Annotated in this window: 20 protein-coding genes; 13 read left to right on the top strand and 7 right to left on the bottom strand. The window is 66.1% G+C overall.

Features of this window, described 5'->3' with window-relative positions; all coding sequences use genetic code 11:
* Positions 1–130: 130 nt before the first annotated feature.
* The 11 genes from AC1DEK_RS05080 to AC1DEK_RS05030 all read left to right on the top strand — a co-directional run bounded on the left by AC1DEK_RS05080 (position 131) and on the right by AC1DEK_RS05030 (position 10,603).
* Entirely contained in the window at positions 131–979 is an 849-nt protein-coding gene (locus AC1DEK_RS05080) for a phytanoyl-CoA dioxygenase family protein (protein ID WP_478124133.1), read from the top strand.
* Entirely contained in the window at positions 976–2,550 is a 1,575-nt protein-coding gene (locus AC1DEK_RS05075) for a class I adenylate-forming enzyme family protein (RefSeq protein WP_478124132.1), read from the top strand. Before AC1DEK_RS05080 ends, AC1DEK_RS05075 begins: the two co-directional genes overlap by 4 nt.
* A complete protein-coding gene (locus AC1DEK_RS05070) occupies positions 2,547–3,479 on the top strand; it encodes a phytanoyl-CoA dioxygenase family protein (RefSeq protein WP_478124131.1) in 933 nt (310 codons plus the stop codon). Before AC1DEK_RS05075 ends, AC1DEK_RS05070 begins: the two co-directional genes overlap by 4 nt.
* 8 nt (positions 3,480–3,487) lie before the next feature.
* The gene (locus AC1DEK_RS05065) at positions 3,488–4,699 is read left to right on the top strand and encodes a serine hydrolase domain-containing protein (protein WP_478124130.1); all 1,212 of its coding nucleotides are present in this window, start codon (positions 3,488–3,490) and stop codon (positions 4,697–4,699) included.
* A 51-nt stretch (positions 4,700–4,750) separates the two neighbouring features.
* Positions 4,751–6,016 carry an ABC transporter substrate-binding protein gene (locus tag AC1DEK_RS05060; protein ID WP_478124129.1) on the top strand — a complete coding sequence of 422 codons (1,266 nt, stop codon included), beginning with the start codon at positions 4,751–4,753 and terminating at the stop codon, positions 6,014–6,016.
* A gap of 80 nt (positions 6,017–6,096) precedes the next feature.
* On the top strand, positions 6,097–6,978 hold the full coding sequence (locus AC1DEK_RS05055) for a branched-chain amino acid ABC transporter permease (RefSeq protein ID WP_478124128.1): 882 nt from the start codon (positions 6,097–6,099) through the stop codon (positions 6,976–6,978).
* Complete coding sequence (locus tag AC1DEK_RS05050) at positions 6,978–7,979, top strand: branched-chain amino acid ABC transporter permease (protein WP_478124127.1); 1,002 nt, start codon at positions 6,978–6,980, stop codon at positions 7,977–7,979. The genes AC1DEK_RS05055 and AC1DEK_RS05050 overlap by 1 nt, the downstream gene beginning before the upstream one ends.
* The gene (locus AC1DEK_RS05045; protein WP_478124126.1) at positions 7,976–8,695 is read left to right on the top strand and encodes an ABC transporter ATP-binding protein; all 720 of its coding nucleotides are present in this window, start codon (positions 7,976–7,978) and stop codon (positions 8,693–8,695) included. The genes AC1DEK_RS05050 and AC1DEK_RS05045 overlap by 4 nt, the downstream gene beginning before the upstream one ends.
* Positions 8,692–9,399, top strand: a complete 708-nt coding sequence (locus AC1DEK_RS05040; RefSeq protein WP_478124125.1) for an ABC transporter ATP-binding protein — start codon at positions 8,692–8,694, stop codon at positions 9,397–9,399. The genes AC1DEK_RS05045 and AC1DEK_RS05040 overlap by 4 nt, the downstream gene beginning before the upstream one ends.
* 145 nt (positions 9,400–9,544) lie before the next feature.
* Positions 9,545–10,330 carry a COG4705 family protein gene (locus AC1DEK_RS05035; RefSeq protein ID WP_478124124.1) on the top strand — a complete coding sequence of 262 codons (786 nt, stop codon included), beginning with the start codon at positions 9,545–9,547 and terminating at the stop codon, positions 10,328–10,330.
* A gap of 126 nt (positions 10,331–10,456) precedes the next feature.
* Positions 10,457–10,603, top strand: coding sequence for a hypothetical protein (locus AC1DEK_RS05030; protein ID WP_478124123.1), 147 nt, complete (start codon positions 10,457–10,459; stop codon positions 10,601–10,603).
* Positions 10,604–10,629: 26 nt separating this feature from the next.
* Here AC1DEK_RS05030 and pdeM read toward each other — a convergent pair whose 3' ends face one another.
* From pdeM to AC1DEK_RS05015, 3 genes are all read right to left on the bottom strand, one after another.
* The gene (gene pdeM, locus AC1DEK_RS05025) at positions 10,630–11,313 is read right to left on the bottom strand and encodes a ligase-associated DNA damage response endonuclease PdeM (RefSeq protein WP_478124122.1); all 684 of its coding nucleotides are present in this window, start codon (positions 11,311–11,313) and stop codon (positions 10,630–10,632) included.
* A 15-nt stretch (positions 11,314–11,328) separates the two neighbouring features.
* The gene (locus AC1DEK_RS05020; RefSeq protein WP_478124121.1) at positions 11,329–13,992 is read right to left on the bottom strand and encodes a ligase-associated DNA damage response DEXH box helicase; all 2,664 of its coding nucleotides are present in this window, start codon (positions 13,990–13,992) and stop codon (positions 11,329–11,331) included.
* A 142-nt stretch (positions 13,993–14,134) separates the two neighbouring features.
* Positions 14,135–14,527, bottom strand: a complete 393-nt coding sequence (locus tag AC1DEK_RS05015) for a hypothetical protein (RefSeq protein ID WP_478124120.1) — start codon at positions 14,525–14,527, stop codon at positions 14,135–14,137.
* A gap of 93 nt (positions 14,528–14,620) precedes the next feature.
* On the opposite strand from AC1DEK_RS05015, the gene AC1DEK_RS05010 reads away from it, so the two are divergent.
* A complete protein-coding gene (locus tag AC1DEK_RS05010; RefSeq protein WP_478124119.1) occupies positions 14,621–15,064 on the top strand; it encodes a DUF1801 domain-containing protein in 444 nt (147 codons plus the stop codon).
* A 114-nt stretch (positions 15,065–15,178) separates the two neighbouring features.
* Positions 15,179–16,648 carry a catalase gene (locus AC1DEK_RS05005; RefSeq protein WP_478124118.1) on the top strand — a complete coding sequence of 490 codons (1,470 nt, stop codon included), beginning with the start codon at positions 15,179–15,181 and terminating at the stop codon, positions 16,646–16,648.
* Between the two features lie 22 nt (positions 16,649–16,670).
* Here AC1DEK_RS05005 and AC1DEK_RS05000 read toward each other — a convergent pair whose 3' ends face one another.
* The 4 genes from AC1DEK_RS05000 to AC1DEK_RS04985 all read right to left on the bottom strand — a co-directional run bounded on the left by AC1DEK_RS05000 (position 16,671) and on the right by AC1DEK_RS04985 (position 18,864).
* Positions 16,671–17,060, bottom strand: coding sequence for a nuclear transport factor 2 family protein (locus AC1DEK_RS05000; RefSeq protein ID WP_478124117.1), 390 nt, complete (start codon positions 17,058–17,060; stop codon positions 16,671–16,673).
* Between the two features lie 100 nt (positions 17,061–17,160).
* Positions 17,161–17,346, bottom strand: a complete 186-nt coding sequence (locus tag AC1DEK_RS04995; protein WP_478124116.1) for a hypothetical protein — start codon at positions 17,344–17,346, stop codon at positions 17,161–17,163.
* A 141-nt stretch (positions 17,347–17,487) separates the two neighbouring features.
* Positions 17,488–18,066, bottom strand: a complete 579-nt coding sequence (locus tag AC1DEK_RS04990; protein ID WP_478124115.1) for a DedA family protein — start codon at positions 18,064–18,066, stop codon at positions 17,488–17,490.
* Between the two features lie 78 nt (positions 18,067–18,144).
* Positions 18,145–18,864: an adenylate/guanylate cyclase domain-containing protein gene (locus AC1DEK_RS04985; RefSeq protein WP_478124114.1), complete on the bottom strand. Its 720-nt coding sequence runs from the start codon at positions 18,862–18,864 to the stop codon at positions 18,145–18,147.
* Positions 18,865–19,066 lie beyond the last annotated feature (202 nt).

The raw sequence follows: 19,066 nt of genomic DNA, 5'->3' as shown, positions 1-19,066 counted from the left end.
GCACCTGCGCTCATCGTCACGCATGGGCTGTGGACGCTTTGCACGTTCGCCGTGGACGCTGCGCTCTGGCCCTGGCGGCCGGCCCGGGCAACGATAGGCACCCTGTTCGACAACGATGGAGACAACGCCGATGGCGACATCCGAGCAAATGGACGAGTGGCTCGCCTCATTCGAGCGTGAGGGCTTCGTCGTGCTGCCCGAGATCATTCCGAGATCCCGTGTGCTCGCCCTCACCGAGGCCTTGCTCCGGGTGGAGGCCGAGCACGGCTTCGGCTATGCCAAGACTTCATTCGAAGGGCTCAAGACCGTCCGCATCAACAACCTGCTGGTGCACGACGAGCTGTTCTGGACGGTGCCGCTGCAGCCCGAAGTGCTCGGGCTGGCCGAGCGGCTGCTCGATCGCGAGTTGCTGCTGTCGTCGCTGTGCTCGCTGACGCTCGGCCCCGGCCAGGAGGCACAGCCCCTGCACGAGGACACGCAGCAGATCCCGCTGCCGCGCCCGCGCGCACCGCTGGCCATCAACGCGATCTGGGCACTGAGCAATTTCACATCGGACAACGGTGCCACGCATATCGTTCCCGGTAGCCACAAGCAGCCCAGTTCGCCGCCCTACGGTGCCGAGATCGAGACGGCGCAGGCGACCATGGAGGCCGGCAGCGTCATGCTGTTCGACAGCGCGCTCTGGCACAAGGGCGGCGCCAACACCACGTCGATGCGGCGCTATGCGCTCTCGTGCTATTACTGCGCGGGCTGGCTGCGCCAGCAGGAAAACCTGCAGCTGGGCATACCCGCAGACGTGGCGCGGCGTCTCCCGCGTCGGCTGCAGGAGCTGTGCGGCTACAGCATCTACAAGGGCCAGTACGGGCACATCGACAACAAGGACCCGATCACCCTCCTGGGCAACGAAAGCGGCCGGCGCACGGTGTGGGAAGCCAGCGACCTCAAGAAGCGGCGCGAGGCCGGCCCGGACTGCAAATGACGCGAATCGATGGAGAGACGGTCGGCTTGCCGTCTGTGCCGGAATCGGTCGTGCACTTGCTGCTCGATGCCGCCGCCGAAGCGCCTGAGCGCCCGGCGCTCAGCTTCGAGGGCGTGCGCCTGAACTATGGGCAGTACGCCGGACTCGTGGGCGCGGTCGCGCGACGGCTCGGCGCGCGGGTGCGGCCCGGCGACCGGGTCGCGCTGGTCATGCGCAATTCGCTCGACCTCGCGGTCGCCACGTTTGCGGTGCATGCGTTGCGCGCGCAAGTGGTGCCGCTGAATCCAGGCTACAGCGTGCGCGAGATCGCCCACATGCTCGGAGACGCGGACCCTTGCATGGTGCTGTTCGACCAGAGCGTGACGATCGACCTGCAGGCACTGCGGCCGGCGCTGCCCCGCGAGGCCCTGTGGTGCACGGGAGACGGCAGCGGCTTCGTCGCACTGCAGGCAGAGGCCTGCGCGCTGCCGGCCAAGCTTCCCACGCACCAGGACTTGGCCACCCTGCAGTACACCGGCGGGACGACCGGGCTGCCCAAGGGCGTGAACATCCTGCATCGGCAGCTCGCCTTCAACATCGCGCAGCGCGAAGCGTGGCTGCCGACCCAACGGGGCGCCGAGATCGTGCTGTGCACCATGCCGCTGTTTCATGTGTCCGCGGTGTCGATGTCGCTGCACCTGTGCCTGTACGCGCGCGGCGAATTGCTGATCCATCGCCGCTTCAACGCCAAGGCGGCGCTGCAGGCGATCGCGGACCATCGCGTCACGCTGATGTCCGCAGCACCCACGATCTTCTACGACATCCTCAAGCAGCCCGGCCTGCCGCGCGAGGCGCTGGCCAGCCTGCGGGCTTGCTTCTCGGGCGCCGCACCATTGCCGCGCGAGACGCTGATGCGCTTCGAGCAGGCGACCGGCTGCGCAATCTACGAGGGCTATGGCATGAGCGAGGCCGGCCCCTGCCTGGCCTTCAACCCGATGCACCGCGAACGCCGGCCGGGTTCGGTGGGCCTGCCGGTGCCCGCCTGCGAGCTTGAAGTGGTCGACGTGGAAGACGGCGCGACGCCGTTGCCACCCGGGCAAGCCGGAGAGATCCGCGTCCGCGGGCCACAGGTGATGGCCGGCTATCGCAACCTGCCCGAGCTGACGGCCCGCACGCTGCGCGATGGCTGGCTCTATACCGGCGACGTCGCACTGAGGGACGACGAGGGCTACGTCTACATCCAGGGCCGCAAGCACGACACCATCAACGTCGCGGGCTTCAAGGTCTACCCGATCGAAGTCGAGCAGGTGCTGCTGTCGCAGCCCGAAGTGGGCGAGGCGGCCGCGTTCGGCGCACCCGACGAGCGCATGGGCCAGGTGGTGCATGCCTGGGTGACGCCGGCTCCCGGCCATCGGCCCGACGTGCAGCGTCTGCTCGATCACTGCGCCGCGCAGCTCGCGGCCTACAAGGTACCGCGCCGCGTCGGCATCGTCGAACGGCTGCCGCGTACCAGCGTCGGCAAGCTGGCGCGCAACACCCTCGAACCCGTCGCGATCTCCCCGCTTCCTCCAAGGACTCCAAGGACACCATGAAGACCGAACTGAATCTGCAGGCCCTGCAAACCCAACTTGCCGAAGAAGGCTACGCCGTGATCGAGAACGTGCTCGATGCCGCGCAGCTCGCGCAAGCGCGCGAACGCGTGGCAGAGGTGATGGCCCATGAGCTTGCAAATCCGCTGGCACCCGACAGCGAACAGCACGACGACGACGCGGAGATCCTCGCCTATTACAAGAAGCACTACACGGTGAGCGACGCCGAGGCGCAGCGCATGGTGGCGCGCATCCACCAGTACCGCCGCGACAACGCCGACACGCGCTGGCCCGTGCCGATCCACAAGGTGTCGAAGAACTTCCTGCACCTGCCCACGCTGTTCGACAACGACCAGTCGCAACGGGTGTGGAACCTGCTCGACAAGGCGCCCGACCTGATCCCTCTCATCGAGCACCCGGTGGTGCTGCCGATGGTGCGCCACGTCATGGGGCAGGACTGCAATCTGCACGACTTCCAATCCACCAGCATCGGGCCGCGCACCGGCGGCGGGGCCTGGCACGTCGATGCGCCGCTGGGCCAGATCGCCGAGCCGCTGCCCGAGTTTCCGCTGACGCTGCAGAACGTCTGGATGCTCGACGACTTCACCGCCGAGAACGGCGCCACCCGCGTGATGCCGCGCAGCCACAAGCTGCGCAAGTCGCCGCCCTGGGGCAGCGATCCGCTCGAAGGCGAAGTGACCCTCACCGCGCCGGCAGGCTCGGTGGCGATCTGGCTGTCGAACACCTGGCACCGCTCCGGGCCGAACCACACCGATGGCCAGCGCCGCGCGATCCTTTGCAACTACAACGTCTCGTGGCTGCGCCTGTTTGCCGACTTCACCAGCACGCTGCCGCCTGAAGTGGTGCCCACGCTGTCGAACGACGCGCGCTACCTGCTCGGCTTCGGCGCCCGCGCGCCGCTCACGCGCTGATCCGCACCATGTCCGACTTGAAAGCCTTGCCGCCCAGCGCCGGCCATTGCGCACCTGCGTTCGACGCGGTGCGCGCGGCCTTCGAGCACAACCTGGTCCACGGTGGCGAACTCGGCGCGTCGCTCGCCATCGAGATCGACGGCGAGTGCGTTGTCGACCTCTGGGGCGGCTGGGCCGATGCCGAAGGCGGCACGCCGTGGCAGCGCGACACGATGAGCGTGGTGTTCTCGAACACCAAGCCGGCGACCGCGCTGTGCATTCATCTGCTGGCCGAGGCCGGCGAGCTCGACCTCGACCAGCCGGTCGTGCGCTACTGGCCGGCTTTCGCCGGCGCCGGCAAGGAATCGATCACCACGCGCATGCTGCTCGACCATTCCGCGGGACTGCCGGCGCTGCGCGAGCGCCTGCCTGATGGAGCGGCCTTCGATTGGGAATTCATGGTCGAACGGCTCGAACGGGAGGCGCCATTCTGGGCCCCAGGCACGCGCGTGGGCTATCACGCGCTGACCTATGGCTGGCTGCTCGGTGAACTGGTGCGGCGCATCGGCGGCTGCTCGCTCGGCACGTTCTTCCATCGGCACGTGGCGCAGCCGCTCGGCCTGGACTTCTGGATCGGGCTGCCGTCGAGCGAGGAGTCGCGAGTCGCTACCATTGCGCCGCCCGCGCCGATTTCGGTGCCCGGCAACGCGTTCGAACGCGCGCTGATGCAGGAGCCGCAAAGCCCCACCGCGCTGTACATGAAGAACACCGGCGGTTGGCGCCCGAGCGGCTTCAACAGCCGGGCCGGCCACGCGGCCGAAATCGGCGCGGCCGGTGGAATCACCCACGCACGAAGCCTGGCGCGCTTGTACGGCACGCTGGCTTGCGGCGGTCAGCTGGGCGGCTTCCGGCTGCTCCGGGAAGACACGCTGGCCAAGGCCACGGCGGTGTCTTCCGCCACGCACGACGATGCCTGCCTGCGGGTGCCGACGCGCTTCGCGGCCGGCTTCATGCGCCAGATGGACAACCGGGCACGGGGACTGGACAGCGCCTGCTTCGGCCGCGACGCGTTCGGCCACGTCGGTGCGGGCGGCTCGCTGGCCTTCGCCTCGCCATCGCGCCGGCTGGGCTTCGGCTACACGATGAACCGGATGGGCCCGGGCGTGCTGCTCAATGCGCGCGCGGACCGGCTGGTTCAAGCGGTCTATGAAGTCCTGGATGGGGCGCCGAGCGACCGTTGAGTTTTCGAGACGCCATCCGGCACTTTCTTTTTCTACAAGGAGACAGACACCATGAACAACCACCGCCGTCGTCATCTGAAAGCCGGCCTTGCCGGCGCACTGGTCGCCAGCAGCCTGCTCGGCGCCAGCCTCGTCCACGCCGCCGATCCAGTGAAGATCGGCTATCTCATTCCGCTGTCAGGCAGCGCCGCGGCATCGATCGGCAAGGACATGTCGCGTGCCACGCACCTGGCCGTCAAGCACATCAACGAAAGCGGCGGCATCAAGTCGATGGGCGGCGCGCCGCTCGAATTGATCGAGGTCGACACGCGCGGCGATGCCAAGGTGGCCATCACCGAGGTCGAGCGCCTGATCACGCGCGAGAAGACGCCTGTGCTGCTGGGCGCCTTCCAGAGCGGCGTGACCTTCCCGGCAACCGCAGTGGCCGAGAAGTACCGCACGCCGTGGGTGGTCGACCTCGCGGCCAAGGCCGACATCACCGAGCGTGGCTTCAAGTACGTGTTTCGTCCGACGCAGGTGCCGGCCTCGTCCAACGCTGAAAGCATGGCCGACTTCGTTTCGTTCGCTGGCAAGGCCACCGGCAAGCCGGCCAAGACGGTCGCCATGGTCTACGAGAACACGGACTGGGGCCAGGACATGGCCAACACGCTCCGCGCCAAGTTCAAGGCGGCCGGCATCGAGGTCGTGCTCGACGAAGGCTATCCGCCGAACTCACCGGACCTGCGTCCGCTGGTGCTCAAGATCAAGGGCAAGAAGCCGGACGTGGTGACGGTCACCGCCTACTCGGCCGACGCCGTGCAACTGCACAAGCTGCTGGCGCAAATGCAGGTGGGCGCGATGGCCTACGTCGGCAGCGCGGGCGGGCAGATCGACAGCAACTTCATTCCGCTGGTGGGCAAGGGCATCGCGAGCCAGGTGTTCACCACCAATGGCTGGGCCGGCTACGAGTCTTCGATCACGACGCCTTTCGCGAAGAAGTTCTGGGATGAGTTCGTGGCTGCGAACAAGGTCGAGCCCAACGAGCTCTCGGTGAGCGCCTACGTCGCCACCTGGGTGATCAAGGATGCGCTGGAACGCGCCGGCAAGGCCGACCCCGAGGCCATCCGCAATGCGCTCGCGAAGACCCGGATCGAGGGCACGGATCTCACGAAGCTGGTCGGCTATGACATCGTCATCGACGAGAAGGGCCAGAACCCGAAGAAGCGCTATGTGATGCAGCAGATCACGCCGGCCGGCGAGTACCGCACCATCTGGCCGGAGAACCTGGCGTCCAAGACCTACCGCATGGTGTGGCCGGCGAACGCATCCGCGCCCTGAACGCCGCGCGCGCCGCGTGCGCCGCGACCGGCCGCCCCGCAAAGGCGGCCGGCTTTCATTTCTTCCGCAAGGAGCACTTCTTGTCGAGCACCTATCTACAGGCCCTGCTGAGCGGTATCGCCAGCGGGGCCATCTACGGCCTCATCGCGCTGGGCCTGAGCCTGCAGTTCGGCGTGATGAAGATCATCAATTTCGCGCACGGCTCCTTCCTGATGATGGCCATGTACGTGTCGTACGCGCTGGCGACCCAGGCCGGGCTGCACCCGCTGGTCACCGCGCCGCTGACCGCGGTGGTGTTGTTCGTGGTCGGCTACGCGTGCCAGCGCTGGCTCATTGATGCGATCTACCGCAAGGAGATCGCACGCGAACCCATCGGCGTGCTGATCTTCACCACCGGGCTGTGGATCTTCATGGACTACGGGTTTCTCGCGCTGGTGGGCCCCGACAGCCGCTCGGTCGACAGTCCGTGGGCCAACGAGGTCTTGGTTGTCGGCGACTTGATCTTTACCTACCCGCAAGTGGCCGGCCTGGTGTTTGGCGCGTTGATCACGGGCGGGCTGGTCGCGTTCCTGCGCTACACGCGCACCGGCCGCGCGATCCGCGCCACGGGTCAGGATCGCGAGGCAGCCGGGGTGCTGGGCATCGACAGCGCCCGTGTCTACCAGCTGTCCTTCGCCATCGGCCTGGGCGTGCTCGGCGTTGCCGGCGCGCTCCTGCTGCCGCTTTATCCGGCGAACCCCTTCGTCGGCGACACCTTCGGCATGCGGGCGTTCGTCATCGTGGTGCTTGGTGGCATCGGCTCGGTGGCTGGCGCCTTCTGGGGCGGCATCATCGTCGGCGTGCTCGAATCGGTGGGCAGCCAGTTGATTCCGGTGACCTACGCCGAAGCGCTGATCTTCCTGTTGTTCCTCGGCGTGATGTACTTCCGCCCGAGCGGACTCTTCGGCGTGGAGAACGAATGATGAGCACCCGCACTTTCCCTGCCGGCGCGAGGCTGGCGCTTATTGCCGCCGCGGTCGTCGTGCCGCTCCTGACCGACAGCCAATACCTGCTGTCGATCGCCGTCCTCACGCTGCTGTACGCCTATCTTGCACTGTCGTGGAACATCCTGGGCGGCATTGCCGGTCAGCTTTCGCTCGGCCACTCGGCCTACTTCGGCATCGGCGCCTACAGCTCGACCTGGCTGTTCGTGCACCTCGGGCTCAGCCCCTGGCTCGGCATGTGGGCCGGCGCCGCCATCGCCGTCGTCGCCGCCGTGGTGGTGGGTCTGTCATGCATGCAACTGCGCGGCGCCTACTTTGCGCTGGCGACCATCGCCACCGCGATGGTGCTCAAGACGCTGGTCGAGAACGCCGACAGCCTGCTGGGCGGGCCACGCGGCATGGAAGTGACCCTGCTGCGCGACGCGCCGCTGTATTTCCAGCACACACGCAAGGAGTTCTACTACGTGATCGCCCTGGTCTTCACGGTAGCCGCCTGGTTCATCAATCGCCAGATCCTGCGCAGCCGCTTCGGCTATTACCTCGCAGCGGTGCGCAACGACCAGGAAGCGGCGCTGGCTCTGGGCGTGCCCATCTTGCGCTACAAGATGCTGGCCGCGATGCTGAGTGCCGCGCTGACCGCGCTGGGGGGCACCTTCTACGCCCAGTTCGTGCTCTACATCAGCCCCGACAAGGTGTTCGGCGCCAACCTCGGCGTGGTCATCGCGGTGGTCTGCATCATCGGCGGACGCGGCACGCTGTGGGGACCAATCATCGGTGCGCTGCTCTTGCTGCCGGGCGAGGAACTCGCGCGCACCGTCTCGGGTGGCCTCGTCGGCGTCGACATGATGCTGTATGGCCTGCTGCTGATGCTGGTGATCCGCTGGGAGCCGCGCGGGCTGATGGCGATCTTCGAGCGCTGGTGCGAGCGCAGGCGCGCGACTCGGGCCGCGGCCCTCGGCGCCGCCGAGGGCGCACCATGAAGCTGCTCGAATTCCGCGGTGTCGGCAAGAGCTTCGGCGGCCTGCGGGCCTCCGACAACGTCAGCTTTTCGGTCGATGAAGGCGAGATCGTCGGCCTGATCGGTCCGAACGGCGCCGGCAAGACGACCCTGTTTGCGATGGCCTCCGGCTTCCTCGCGCCCACCGACGGCGAGATCTGGTTCGCGGACCGCCGGGTCGATGGCCAGAGCGCCGCGTACATCTGCGCCGCCGGGCTGGTGCGCACCTTTCAGATCGTCAAGCCTTTCGGCGAGATGACGGTTCTCGAGAACGCCATGATCGGCGCCTTCCTGCGCTATCCGCGCCGCGACGAAGCGGCGGAGGTGGCAACGAAGGTGCTGCGCCGCGTCGGCCTCGGTGGACGCGAGCAGCAGGTCGCCCGCACGCTCACGCTGTCGGGACGCAAGCGGCTGGAGGTCGCGAAGGCACTCGCCACGCAGCCTCGGCTCCTGCTGCTCGACGAAGTGATGGCCGGCCTCACCGGCGTGGAAACGGCGGAGATGGTGTCGCTGGTGCTGGACCTGCGCCGTACCGGCGTCAGTGTGCTGGTCATCGAGCACAACATGAAAGCAGTCATGCAGATGTCGGACCGCATCGTGGTCGTGCATCACGGCCGCAAGATCTCGGAGGGCGAGCCGAATGCGGTGGCGAACGACCCTGAAGTGGTGAAGGCGTATCTCGGGGAGGCTCACGCATGATGCTGGAAGTCAAGGGACTGGACGCCGGCTACGGCGACGTTCAGGTGCTGCGCGGCGTGGACATGAACGTCAGCGAAGGCGAGATCGTCTGCATGGTCGGCGCCAATGGGGCCGGCAAGACCACGCTGATCCGCACGGTGATGGGCACGCTGCCGGCCTTCGCCGGCGAGGTGCGCTTTTGCGGCGAACGCATCAGCGGCAAGCCATCGCACCAGATCGCGCGGTTGGGCATGGCGCAAGTCATGGAAGGCCGGCGGCTCTTCGGACACATGGAGGTCGAGGACAACCTGCGCGTCGGCGGCGATGTGCTGCGCGACGAGCGCCGCAGCCGCGACAACCTCGAGTGGGTCTACTCGCTCTTCCCGCGCCTGCGCGAGCGGCGGCGCCAGCGGGCGCGCTCCTTCAGCGGCGGCGAGCAGCAGATGCTGGCCATCGGCCGCGCGCTCATGACGTCACCCAGGCTCCTGCTGCTCGACGAACCCTCGATCGGCCTCGCGCCCATCATGGTCAAGGACATCTTCGAGAAGTTGCCGCATATCAATGCCCGCGGCATCACGATCCTGCTGGTCGAGCAGGACGTGCACCGTTCGCTCAGCCTGGCGCAGCGCGGCTATGTGCTGGAGCATGGCGAGGTCGTGATGTCGGGACCCGGCAGCACGCTCCTGGCGGACGAGGGGTTGCGTCGGGCGTACCTGGGGCTTTGAGGGCGACGCGCCGGTGGAGATTCCTCTCAGGGGCTCAGCACCTGACGCCTTGAAGGGAGTCTGTCTGGCAGCAGCCATCCCGCAGGCATTCAGATTGGGATCAGGTCCGAGCGATATCGTCGAACCCACTTCCAAGGAGAATGCGATGCAGGATGCGACTGCGGCAAGCTCACATGTGGACTTCCGGCTGAGCAAAGTCCCGGCAGTCACACTGGGCTTCTGGATCATCAAGATCGCCGCGACCACGCTGGGCGAGACTGGCGGCGACTGGGTAACCATGTCACTCAAGCTCGGCTACCTCGTGGGATGCGTGGTCTTTACGGCAATCTTCGTGGGGCTTGTCGCTGCCCAGGTCAAGGTCAAGCGCTTTCATCCGGCACTGTACTGGGCGACCATCGTCGGCACGACGACCCTGGGCACGACGATTGCGGATTTTGCGGACCGCTCGATGGGTCTCGGCTACCCGGGCGGCGTGGCCCTGCTTGCCTGCCTCCTGCTTGTGAGTTTGGGCGCCTGGTATTGGTCCGAGCGCACGGTTTCGGTCGAGAGCATCACCACGCCGAAAGCCGAATGGTTCTACTGGGTCACGATCCTGTTTTCGCAGACGCTCGGCACCGCACTGGGCGATTGGACGGCCGGCGCCGACCGGGGCGGCCTCGGGCTCGGCTACGAGATCGGCGCGCTGATTTTTGGCGGAGGTCTGGCGGTTGTCGCCGCTCTCTATTTTTGGACGCGGATCTCGCGCACGCTGCTGTTCTGGGCTGCGTTCGTGCTCACGCGGCCTCTTGGAGCGACGCTCGGTGATTTCCTGGACAAACCGATCAAGGAAGGCGGCTTGCACCTGAACCGCCTCTACGCATCTTTGCTGCTGCTGGTTTTCATGGCTCTCTGCGTGCGATTCGTTCCCCAACGGGCTGCTGTCCGGACGTGAGTTCGTCAGATAGGCCCGGTCGCACATCCGTCCCTCTGGCTGGCTGACACGCGCCGCGCTTTGCGGCTCCCACAGTGGCTCGATGCAGCAGGCAGCTTCGCCGCTGCGCATTTCAAGGAGTCGTCGATGAACGCAACTGCCCCCAGCGGCCCGGCGCCTGCGAAGCCGCCGCCTCCCAAGGTCCCGGACGCTGACATGGAGAACGAGGAAACGGACAGCAGCGACGACGAAGAAGGCGGTGAGAAGGAACAGGGTGGGAAGGACGGGGGCTGATCGGGCAGTTGCTTCCCGTGGCCACCTCATCGGATGGTCTGTGCCGGAACGGCCCAGACTGCTCCGCCGCCGACGGCGTAAAAACTGCGCTCCGGTGCAGGCTCGATCATCCATCCACCGGTGAATTCGCCGAACGCCGGGAGCACGGCTTGCCTGCCTTCGGCCAAGAAGCAGGGCAGCTTCACGCTGTCCCGCCCGCGCCCCTGCAATCGGCAGACCGGATGCACATGCCCCGCCAGCACGAAGTGAGTCGGATGCTGTTGAGGATGATGGCAGCAGGCAAAGGGCCCGAGCAGCCATGGCTCGTCGACGATCTCGATGTCGAGCGAAGGGGGCGGGTCCCCGGCGCGGCTGTCATGGTTGCCGCGCACCAGCGTCATCGCCGCTGAGCGGCGCCGCGTCCGCCATTCGGCCAGCGCATCCAGCAGACGCGCGGTTCGCGCCTCCCGCGCGTGCAGGAAGTCGCCAAGGAAAACAACGGCCGACGCTTCGAGGCCGCCAATGAGCGCGTCGAGCCGATCGAGGTTGCCTCCTGTCGTGCCTGAAGGCACGGGCTGGCCGAGCGCGCGGAAAGCGGCGGCCTTGCCCAGATGCAGGTCCGCCACAAAAAGCGTGCGCCGTGCCGGCCACCACAGCGCGCGCTCCGGCAGAAGATGCAGTCGCTCATTGGCCCAGATGACTTGGCATGAGGGCAGTGTGCTGGAAGCCATGTCAGGTTAGGTTCTCTAGTTTGCGCGTCTTCTTCGCTCTGGCGAGCGGCGCGGCTTGCCGCCTTCGCCTTCGCTGGTGGTCGGCGACATCGCATCGACGGCATCTACACCGAACTGCAGATTGGCGGACACCGCTTGCACATTGCTCACCTCCGAACGCGCTTCATCGCCCGCCGCCTTTTCCAGTTGCGCCACCATGCGCGCGATGCGGTCCGCGACGTTTTCGTTCGACAGCTTCTCGCGGAACAGTTCGACCATCAGCGGGAAGGCGAACGGCGTCGGCCTTGCAAGCGGCCGCAGCACCAGCCGCTGCGCCGCCATGCGCCGCAGGCTCGCCTGCATGCGGTTGATCTCGAGTTCCTGGGACAGCAGTTCCTGCTCCGCCTGTGCGAGCAGCCGATTGGCCGGGTCGTACTTGCGGAAGACCTCGTAGAAGAGCGACGACGAGGCCTGCAGTTGCCTATTGCTGCGCCGCTCGCCGGGATAGCCCTGGTAGATCAGTCCGGAAACGCGAGCGATCTCGCGAAAGCGTCGGCGCGCGAGTTCCGTTGCGTTGAGGCTCGCGAGCACTTCGTGCAGCAGCGCGATCCGTTCGCCTTCGTCGGCGCCATGCAAGGCGATGGCTTCGCGGGCTTGCGCGTCATGTCCCGGCTGCAGGAGCCCGGGCAGCAGCGTGGGCCAGTCCACGGGTTCGGCGCTGAGCAGTTCCAGGCCATAGTCGTTGACTGCGATCGAGAAGGTGCCCGGTGCATGCTGCGCGGCGCGCCAGGCGATGAGGTTCGCCAAGCCCATGTGTACCGGACGGCCCGCGAAGGGGTAGAGAAACAGGTGCGTGCCTTCGCGCGTCACGAGAGTCTCCGCCAGCAGCGTTTGCGGCGTGGGCAGCGCCGACCATTTCTGCTGCAGCTCGAGGAGCGGGCGGACACGCTGCATCTCGGACGATTCATAGCGTCCCTCGCCTGCCAGCGCCAGCTGCTGGACCATCGCGTCAGCCAGTGTGCTGCTCAGGGGCATGCGTCCGCCGTTCCAGCGTGGCACGACCGGACGGCGCCCGCTGGCTCGGCGTACCAGTGCAGTCATGTCGTGCACGCGCACCAGTTCCAGCATTCGGCCGCCAAAGAGAAAGCAATCACCCGGCTTCATGCGCGCGATGAAGCTTTCCTCGACACTGCCCAACTTTGCGCCTCTCAGGTACTGCACAGTCATGCTGGAATCGCTCACGATGGTGCCGATGTTCGAGCGATGGCGGCGCGCGAGTCGCGCATCGGGGACGCGCCAGATGCCGTCATCGCCCGGCAGTGCGCGCCGATAGTCCGGATACGCCGCCAGAGAGGCGCCTCCCTGCGAGACGAAATCCAGGCACCACTGCCAGTTCTCGCGTGAAAGGTCGGCATAGGCCACCGTGTCGCGGACTTCGTCATAGAGCGCATCCGCTGCGAAGCCGCCGCCCAGCGCGACCGTCACCAGGTGCTGCACCAGCACGTCGAGCGGCTGAATGGGTGAATGCCGATGTTCGATGTGCCCTTGCGCGATGGCGGCGCGCGCGGCCGCGCCTTCCACGATCTCGATGCTGTGCGTGGGCACCAGCGTGACGCGCGAAGGGCGGCCGGGCGCGTGCCCTGAGCGACCCGCCCGCTGAAGAAGGCGAGCGACACCCTTGGCCGAGCCGATCTGCAGCACACGCTCGACCGGAAGAAAGTCCACTCCGAGGTCGAGGCTCGACGTGCACACCACCGCGCGCAGCGAGCCGGCCTTGAGTCCGAGTTCGACCCATTCGCGCACCGCGCGATCGAGGGAGCCATGGTGCAGCGCAATCTCGCCGGCCCACTCGGGGCGTGTCTCCAGCAGGGCCTGATACCAGATCTCCGCCTGCGAGCGCGTGTTGGTGAAGACAAGGGTCGTTCGGCTTGTGGCGATCTCGTCGGCCACTTGCGGCAGCATCGTGATGCCGAGGTGTCCGGCCCAAGGAAATCGATCGGCGTGCGCGGGCAACAACGAGTCGACGACCAGGGTCTTCGGCACGTCGCCCTGCACCAGCACGCCCTGGCGCCCGCCGAGCAGTGTTCGCATGGCTTCTTCGAGGTTCCCCAGCGTCGCGGACATGCCCCACACCTGCAAGCCTGCATTCCAGCGCCGCAATCGCGCGAGCGCGAGTTGCACTTGCACGCCCCGCTTGTTGCCCAACAGCTCGTGCCACTCATCGACGACCACGAGACGCAGCGAACCGAGCGTTTGCTCGGCATCGGCACGCGACAGCATCAACGACAGGCTCTCGGGTGTCGTGACGAGGACGCTGGGAAGCCGTCGGTCTTGCGCGGCGCGCTCGGCTGAAGGCGTATCGCCGCTGCGCGCCCCGGCGCTCCAGGGTTGCATCGAAGGCGCGAGGGCTTCGAGCGACTGCCGAAGCGAACGCAGGGTGTCCGCTGCGAGCGCCCGCATCGGCGTGAGCCAGAGCACGCGCAAAGGGGCCGGCGGGCGGATGCGAGGACCGGCTTGGGTGGGTGCTTCTTCGGCCAGGGCCAGCAAGGCGCCGAGCCACACCGCGTAAGTCTTTCCCGCGCCGGTGGTCGCATGCAGCAGGCCCGAGTGCCCATCGGCGATCGCCTGCCACACGGTGCGCTGGAAGCCGAAGGGCACCCATCCCAGCTCGGAGAACCAGGCTTCTATGGCCTCCCTCATGAGAATTGGGCGGGGCGCTTCGGATCGTTCATGGCTATTTCCTCGTGCCGGTTGCGAGTCGAAATGCCAGTCTCCCGTCACCTCCGGGAATTTGGGCAGTCCTGCGCTCCGCCTTCACGTAGGCGGAGCGCCGAACCAACAACTAACGTCTTACGGTCGACATGACGGTGGCGCGGCACCGTGGCTGCTCGGCAGGCGCCAGCAGGCGGCAGTTGTCGAGCGCGCGCTGCTGCATGTCGCTGAGCCGCGGTTGATTGCGCCGCGGCGGCGAGTTGTTCCAGTGATTTGGCGGAGGGCTGTGCCAGTTGGGATTGTTGGGCGCGCGATGCCAGTTCTGGTTGTGGTTCCACCGCTGGCCGGGGCCGCCGCGCTGCCAGCCTCGTTCCCACATGCATCGATCGAAATTCACGCCGCGGCGGTCGCAGGCCCTGAGATCTCGATCGAACTGGGGGCTGTTGTGCCATTGAGCCATTGCGGATCCGGACGCCGTCAGTCCCGTGATCGCCAGGAGCATTGCCGAGATCAGTTTGTTCATGGCCCGCAATATTGCACTCGCTTGCGCATTGCGCAAGGCGAACGTCTTGGGGCTATCCTCCGTTGCCGTGCGAATGAAAACCAAGGCAAATGCATGAAAAAGTCGGAAGCCACCCAAGGCCAGCCACCATCACCGTCACCGTCATCATCAGCATCCGAGCTCATCTCGACCAAGATCGCCGAACTCGGCGGCTGGCGTGGGGCGACGTTGGGCAGGATGCGCGAGCTGATCAAGGAAGCAGACCCCGAAGTCCTCGAAGAGGTGAAGTGGATGGGGACGCCGGTCTGGTCGCACGACGGCATCATCTGCACGGGTGAGTCCTACAAGGACAAGATCAAACTGACCTTTGCCAAGGGTGCTTCATTGAAGGACCCGGCCGGTCTCTTCAATTCGAGTCTCGACGGCAACGTGCGACGCGCCATCGACATCCTCGAAGGAGAGGCAGTCGATGCGTCGGCGTTCAAGGCGCTCGTTCGCGAAGCTATCGCCCACAATCAGGCGAGCAAGGCCAAATCGTCGAAGAAGGTCAAGCCCTGACCGAAGACCGACGTTCGGCAAATCACCCTCCGAACGACGCAGTTGCGCTTTGGCCGTGAAGGTGCCAGATTTGCTGCCCTTGTGCGTACAACCAATGACACCCGAGAGGAAACCATGAGCGACTCCAGCGACGCCCCCAAGAAAACCCCACTGACCACTGCCTTCGGCGCCCCCGTAGTCGACAACCAGAACAGCATGACCGCTGGCCCGCGCGGCCCGCTGCTGATGCAGGATGTCTGGCTGATCGAAAAGCTCGCCAACCTGAACCGCGAGATCATTCCCGAGCGCCGCATGCATGCCAAGGGCTCCGGCGCTTTCGGCACCTTTACGGTGACGAAAGACATCACTGCGTATACCCGCGCCAAGCTCTTCGGCACCGTCGGCAAGAAAACCGAGATGTTCGCCCGCTTCACGACGGTGGCCGGCGAGCGCGGCGCGGCCGATGCCGAGCGCGACATCCGCGGCTTCGCCCTCAAGTTCTACACGGAAGAAGGCAACTGGGACATGGTGGGCAACAACACGCCCGTGTTCTTCCTGCGGGACCCGCGAAAGTTTCCGGATCTCAACAAGGCCGTCAAGCGCGATCCCAAGACCAACATGCGCAGCGCGACCAACAACTGGGACTTCTGGACGCTGCTGCCCGAAGCGCTGCACCAGGTCACCATCGTGATGAGCGACCGGGGCATTCCGGCGAGCTACCGCCACATGCACGGCTTCGGCTCGCACACCTACAGCTTCGTCAACGCCAAGAACGAGCGCTTCTGGGTCAAGTTCCATTTCAAGACCCAGCAGGGCATCAAGAACCTCACCGATGCGGAAGCCGCCGCCATCGTCGGTGGCGATCGGGAGAGCCATCAGCGCGACCTGTTCGACGCCATCGGCCGCGGAGATTTTCCGAAGTGGACGATGTATGTCCAGGTCATGCCCGAGGCCCACGCCGAGAAGGTGCCCTACCACCCATTCGATCTCACCAAGGTCTGGCCGAAGAAGGACTACCCATTGATCGAAGTGGGTGTCGTTGAGCTCAATCGGAATCCCGAGAACTTCTTCGCCGACGTGGAGCAGAGCGCCTTCGCGCCGAACAACCTGGTGCCTGGCATTGGCGTGTCTCCGGACAAGATGCTGCAGGCGCGGCTGTTTGCCTACTCCGACGCGCAACGCTACCGGCTGGGCGTGAACCACCACCAGATTCCCGTGAACGCGGCGCGCTGCCCGGTGCACAGCAATCACCGGGACGGTGCGGGGCGTGTGGATGGCAACTATGGCGGACTGCCGCACTACGAGCCGAACAGCTTCAATCAGTGGCAGGAGCAGCCCGAGTACCGCGAGCCGCCGCTGAAGATCCGCGGCGATGGAGACTTCTGGAACTTCCGCGAAGACGACGCCGACTACTACAAGCAGCCGGGCGACTTGTTCCGCCTGATGGCGCCCGCGCAGCGGCAAGTGCTGTTCGACAACACGGCCCGCGCCATGGGCGATGCGCCGGACTTCATCAAGCGCCGCCACATCGCCAACTGCACCAAGGCCGATCCTGCGTACGGCGCAGGCGTCGCCAGGGCGCTGAACCTGCCTCCCGCGGATTGAGGGTGGGGCCGCAGACCGTGCATCACCGATTCGCCTGAAGCATGGCCCCCATCTTCTGGTGAATCAGGTTCACGGCTTTCAGGGGGCGCAGCATCACCTTGAACTCGGTGATCCTGCCTTCCTCGTTCCACTTGATCATGTCGACGCCATTGACGCTGATGCCGTCCAACTCGACCTGGAATTCGAGCACGGCGTCGCGCTCGCCCGTGAGCTCCCGAACATAGCGAAAAGACGGATTGAAGAAGACGCTGAAGGCGGCGGCGAGATAGGCCTTGGTGATGGCTTTGCCGACCTGAGGGGTGTGGACGACGGGCGAATAGAAGACCGCGTCGTCGGCAAGAAGTGCGTCAAGGCCCCGAACATCGCGCTCCGTGACGAGCCGGTGCCAGGTTTCGATCGGGCTGGATGACATTGCTTGGGCTCCCAAAAAGTCGCCCGACTCTGCCTCGGCCCGCGTTGAAAGACAAGCCCGCGCGCGACCCCGCTTTCTTGCCTTGTCTTTCCTGCCTTGTTTACTGGGCCGAAGCGACGGACGCCACGCCGCCCGTCAGCCACGCGAATGCGTTGGGGCTTGCGCTCACGGCCGTGGCCGCCTCGGCCAGGCGTAGCTCACCCTTTGCGGCTTCGCCAGTGACGATTCCGGCCGCAGATGCCAAAGTCACTGCGCCGGCCAAGATGAAGTTCCATGTCGTTTTCATTGCTGCCTCTGTGTGAAGAGGAGTTTGGGGCAAATTACCCGGGCAGAACCGGTGCAAAAAGAACTGCAGTGTTCGTTCGGGGGAAACAATGGCGCACTTGCGCCGCCCGGTGCGGTACTTCTCCGCCGCTACGACGGGCGTTCAGGCGTTGGGCGGCTTGCTGGCTGTGCGGCGCGCGTGCCAGCGGTGCGCCAGGGCGATCAATACGGCAAGCGTGACGATCACCGCCAGCGCAATCACCTCGTAGCGCGCCAGGTCGACGACGAGCCACTTCAATGTGTGCCCGAACATGTATCCGAGGCCGGGAATGATGAAAGCCCAGATTGCCGCCCCGATGAGGTTGAACATCAGAAAGCGTCGTGCCGGCACATCGCTCATTCCGATGGCGATCGGGCCAGCGATCCGCACCCCGTACATGAAGCGGATGCCGACGATCAGCCAGGCATGGTGCCGCAGCAACAAGCGGTTGATCCGTTCGGCATTGGGCGCCATGCGCGGCAGGCGCCGCAAAAGCGCATCGCCGTAGCGCCAACCCACGAAGAAAAAGATCTGATCGCCCAGCGTCCCACCGAAAAAGGCGACCGCCATGACCCACGGCAGCGACAGATGCCCCTGATGCGCGGCGAACCCCGCCAGGATCAGAATGGTTTCACCCTCCAGCAAGCTCCCAGCCAGCACGGCGACATAGCCGTAGTCAGCGAGCAAGTGGTGCAGAGACATCGATGTTGGCAATCATTCGTTTCCGCATCATCCCGCCAAATGCACCACGTTGAAAGGGCGGCTTGCAATGCATGGCAATCAGCCGTGCAGCCGCAGACCGTCGCCGGGCTGAGCCGGCCGGTCGCCGCAGACCCGGTACAGCCGCCATGGCTCGCACAGCCCCTTGAGCGCATGGCACTCGCCGCCGGAAAAGCACAGGCCCGAGCCCATCACCAGGTCGCGCACCGTCCCCGACACCATGATTTCCCCAGCGGCCGCCCCGGCCGCGATCCGCGCCGCCACATGGACGGCAAGCCCGGCGACCTTGTTGCCCAGGCGCTCGCATTCGCCGGTGTGCAGTCCGACACGAATTTCGATGCCGAGCGCATGTAGCGCGCTTCGAACGGCGAGGGCGCAACGCACCGCGCGCGTGGGCGTGTCGAAACTGGCGAAGAAGCCGTCGCCGGCCGTGTCCAGCTCGCTGCCGCGCCAGGTGGCGAGTTGCGCACGCACGATCGTGTGATGGCGCTCCAGCAGCCGCGACCAGGCCTCGTCGCCCAGTCGCTCGGCATGCCCGGAAGAATCCACGATGTCGGTGAACATGAGCGTCAGCAGGGCGCGGTCGCCCTCCATCGCTTCGCTGCTCGGCTTGCGCACGGAAAAGAGCAGCGCCTCGACTTCCTCCAGCAGATGCGCGAAGCGCTGCGGCGAAAGACCCAAGGGCAGGGCCTCGTCGCCCAGCAGCGGCCGGGGCGCGAAGAGCCGCCGCGCATTGGCGGCGTGCGGCCGCGCAACGGGTGCTTCGATGCTGAGGTTCATGCTCGGCTCCTTGTTGTTGGGGATGCGACGCAGGGGTCGGTCGGTGCAATGCAGTGTCTGCCGGCGGGGTGCCGCGTTCAATTGCGCGCCCGGGCTAGTCGAGGCCGAAAGCCGCTAAGCGCGCTGACTAGGCCGTTGGTATAGGCGCCAATCGCTGGTCTTTGGACTACCCTTCGGGCCGGAATGCGGGAGATCGCGTTCC

The sequence above is a fragment of the Variovorax sp. 10N420 genome (assembly GCF_056394705.1).
The sequence above is the reverse complement of the archived record's forward strand: the minus strand, read 5'-3'. Positions and strand labels throughout refer to the sequence as shown.